Here is an 812-nt window from a genome sequence, read left to right as displayed (position 1 = left end):
TGATCAATAAAATGGCTTTGTGGGAGTGGGACATAGAACAAACCAAAACGAATGCGACAACCATATTGTTTTGGGAAGAGTTTTATCAAGCAAAGCAATTCGAGCTCACTTTACCATTGCCATCGGATCGTCGTTTGGCTTCATTTCGAAACGCGGTGACAAAAGACGGATTCATTGCTCCTGATCTCAACCATTTATCGAAAACAATCGGGGCAAGCAGTAAGACAATTACAAGACTGTTTAAGTCCGAAACAGGCATGTCTTATCAAGATTGGCGCCAGCAATGGCGATTGTTAAAGGCAATAGAGCTGTTGTGTGAGGAGAGGCAAGTCAGTGATGTTGCCCATTGTTTGGAGTTTTCATCAGACAGCGCATTCATTGCGTTCTTTAAAAAACAAACAGGACAAACACCACTGAGCTTTACGAAGCATCGAACCTTACTGTAAGGTCAGCAGTTGGACAATTTACTGTTTTTGATCGACCAGGATCAACTCATCTAGCGCAAAGCCTTTCTCTTTGGCGACTCGCTTAAATCGCTCCACCGTCGCCTTATCGACATTTGGTTTCCGAGAAAGTAGCCACAAGTAATCATGGTTAAAACCTGAGATAAAGGCATACTCATAGTTTTCTCCTAGCTCGAACACAATGTACGAGGAATAGAACGGGCCAAAAAATGAAACTTTAAGATGGCCGATGTTTTCATCTCCAACGAAATACGCTTTGCCTTCGGCTTGTGTCCACTTTTTATCTTCTTGCGAATAACCACGGTTGATAACCGTGACACCACCGTCTTCACGCAATTCGTATTCAGC

General features: G+C 43.1%; 2 protein-coding genes. One reads left to right on the top strand and one right to left on the bottom strand.

The genetic code is table 11. The features are described 5' to 3' along the window. Positions 1–446: AraC family transcriptional regulator (locus tag R7Q48_RS26270; RefSeq protein ID WP_318133126.1), on the top strand; the 446-nt coding region annotated here is incomplete at its 5' end. Between the two features lie 18 nt (positions 447–464). Here the strand turns inward: R7Q48_RS26270 and R7Q48_RS26265 are convergent. Then, a partial coding sequence (locus R7Q48_RS26265) for a lipocalin family protein (protein ID WP_318133125.1) occupies positions 465–812 on the bottom strand: 348 nt, incomplete at its 5' end.

It is taken from the genome of Vibrio sp. 378 (assembly GCF_033339435.1).
This window is presented reverse-complemented; position numbering and strand designations above follow the sequence as displayed.